Below are 2,855 nucleotides of genomic sequence, written 5' to 3' on the forward strand. Positions count from 1 at the left end.
TTTTGATTATTTAAATATTTTAATTTTGATAAAAAATTTCTATTTTCTTGACATTTATCAATAAAATTTTTTTTAAAAAACCGAAAATAATTATTAAAAATATGGTTTTAGGTGTTTTATGCATTGATTTTACTACTAAATCGAAATTTTTCATCTATGTTTAAAGCTTTATAATAGGTTATTTTTTTCTTTAAATTTTTCAATTTGGTATTATCGTTATACTTTTAAATTATCTTTTAATCTAAACTATTTTCATTTGCAAGCATGCAGTCCCGACCCTTCACTTACTTATTCTATATTCAATACCTTGGAATAGGATATCACGGATGGCAAAAGCAGAATGGGGTCAAAACCATTCAAGGGACATTGGAAAAAGCTTTCAGATTTATCCTCAGACATGAAGATTTTACGCTTCTTGGAGCAAGCAGAACTGATGCCGGGGTATCTTGTAATAGGGGAGCATTTGAGTTATTTCTGAAACATGAAATGCCACCTGAACTCCTTGAATCCGTCAATTCAATACTTCCATCCGATATCAGGCTGTTGGAAGTTCATGCCGTTCCATTGCATTTTAATATCATTCAGGATGTTGCTTACAAGGAATATCATTACCATTTCGCCTTCGGTGAGAAATTCCATCCTTTTGCCGCTGCTAACTTGGTGTATTTTGTGGGCTATCCGGATATTGGGTTGATGAAAGAAGGCACTAAGCTTTTTGTAGGGAAACACAACTTTCAAAGCTATTGTTCTATTGATAAAGTAAGCAATGATTATTTCAGGGAAATCATGGAGGCAGATGTCGTCCAACACGCTCAATCTGGATTGGGTTTGATTCCCAAGCAGGCATTTACCTTTAAAGTAAAAGGAAAAGGATTTTTGAGGTATCAAATTCGAAAAATGATAACCGCATTGATGGAATTGGGGTTGGGAAAATTAAGTTTGGAGGAAATTATAAAGTCTTTGAATTATCCTGAACTCAGAACAATCCCCATACATGCCCCAGCAAACGGATTGGTTCTGGAAAATGTTGAATTTATCAAGAAGGATAATTCTTAGGGCCCTTAGCGTTACTCCTGACACTGATGACAATGATTTTATCTTGATCGACCTTGTAAAAAAGGCTGGATTGTTTGTTAATCACTGCCCTTCTTAACCCTTTGGTTTTCGAAACAGGAAAAAGATATGGATATTCTTTTATCAGTTCGATTAATTTTTCAATTCTATCTAAAAAATTTAGGATTTATTTTTGATACCATTCTTTTTAAAGATGTAGGATTATTTCACCTAAAGTGGTGTCTGCTTCTTTTGTCCAAATGACTTCATGCTTCATTTAGTAAATTTGGATTTATATTTTTCCACAAAAAAAGAGGGTTATACCCTCTCTAATTATACTTTTGTAAATGGTATATTCACAAATATTGTATCCCTAACTCATGAATGCTTACTCCAGAATCATAAACATCTTTGGAATCCTCTTTTAAATAGGGGATGCAAGCCAATTTCATTGAAAGCCACCCTCAATTTTTCAATATTCCAATCTTTCAATTTAAGGCTTTTCCAATTCAAGCTCTCCCTACACATCCCTAAACTGTTCCATTAATTCCTCCGAAATACCGGTAGTAGAATACCCTCCATCATGGAAGAGATTCTGCATGGTAACATAACGGGTGAGGTCAGAAAACATGGTGACGATATAATCCGCACAGGCTTCTGCTGAGGCATTACCTAATGGTGACATGGATTCGGCAAAATTGTAGAAGGCATCGAAACCGCCAATACCTGTTCCGGCAGTGGTTTTGGTCGGTGATTGGGAAATGGTATTTACCCTTACTTTTTTCAATTTCCCATACCTGTACCCATAACCTCTTGCAATACTTTCCAACAATGCTTTGGCATCAGCCATATCTGTATAGAAAGGATAAACCCTTTGAGCAGCAATGTATGACAATCCGAGAATGGAACCCCATTCATTCATGATATCCATTTTCTCAGCGATGTGCATCATTTTGTGAAAAGAAACGGCGGAAACATCATAGGATTTATTTACCCAATCATAATTCAGGTCACCATAGGAGCGTCCTTTTCGGATGTTAGGTGACATACCGATAGAATGCAGCAAAAAGTCAAAGTTTCCTCCCAAATACTCTTTTGATTCGGTATACAATTTTTCGATGTCTTCCAAGGAGGTAGCATCGGCAGGAATAATGATGGTGTTGCAATGTTCAGCCAATTCTTTGATGGCCCCCATTCTCATGGCAATCGGTGCATTGGTCAGGACAAATTTGGCACCTTGTTCATAGGCTTTTAAAGCCGCTTTCCAGGCGATGGAGTTTTCATCAAGTGCTCCTGTGATGATTCCTAGCTTTCCTTTCAACAAATTCTCTGGCATAATATATCGTTTTGGTTGGTTTTATATCTAAGGGTAAAAATAAGGAAAAAATTAAGACTTAGGAGGGGAGATGGGAGATTTGAGACATGAGTGTCAGATGCGAGAATCGAGAGCCGAGAAACGAGAGCGTAAGAAAACGAGTCGTAAAGCGAGAAATTAGAACCAAGAGACAAAGCCTTGCATAGGTAACGGGGAGCACAGAGCCAAGAAAGGGGGGCAACCTAATTACATGACAGTAGCTAAAACTAGAGGGTAATGGATTTCTCTCTTGGTTACCAATCTCTTGGTTACCAATCACTTACTTGTAGCAATAGACTAGAATAGCATTTAAGCGTAACTATTAACTTTGCCTTGTCACCTCAAGTCCCAAACATTTTGGAAATGTTCAGAAAAGGCAATGACATTGGGTTTCTCGTCATCCCGAGTCCCCAACATTTTTAAAATGTTCAGAAAAGGAATGACATCA

The 2,855-nt window shown here is 36.9% G+C and carries 2 protein-coding genes; one reads left to right on the top strand and one right to left on the bottom strand.

Features of this window, described 5'->3' with window-relative positions:
* The first annotated feature begins 264 nt into the window (after positions 1–264).
* Entirely contained in the window at positions 265–1,056 is a 792-nt protein-coding gene (gene truA, locus ACEW8U_RS02615) for a tRNA pseudouridine(38-40) synthase TruA (RefSeq protein WP_373520477.1), read from the top strand.
* 517 nt (positions 1,057–1,573) lie between these two features.
* On the opposite strand, the gene ACEW8U_RS02620 is transcribed toward truA, so the two are convergent.
* A complete protein-coding gene (locus ACEW8U_RS02620; protein ID WP_373520478.1) occupies positions 1,574–2,389 on the bottom strand; it encodes an enoyl-ACP reductase in 816 nt (271 codons plus the stop codon).
* Positions 2,390–2,855 lie beyond the last annotated feature (466 nt).

It is taken from the genome of Aquiflexum sp. (genome assembly GCF_041751335.1).
GTDB lineage: Bacteria > Bacteroidota > Bacteroidia > Cytophagales > Cyclobacteriaceae > Aquiflexum.

What these genes read in the sequence shown, in the direction of transcription:
- truA (WP_373520477.1), top strand. Translation starts at nt 265, where the DNA reads ATGCAGTCCCGACCCTTCACTTACTTATTCTATATTCAATACCTTGGA.
- ACEW8U_RS02620 (WP_373520478.1), bottom strand. Translation starts at nt 2,389, where the DNA reads ATGCCAGAGAATTTGTTGAAAGGAAAGCTAGGAATCATCACAGGAGCA.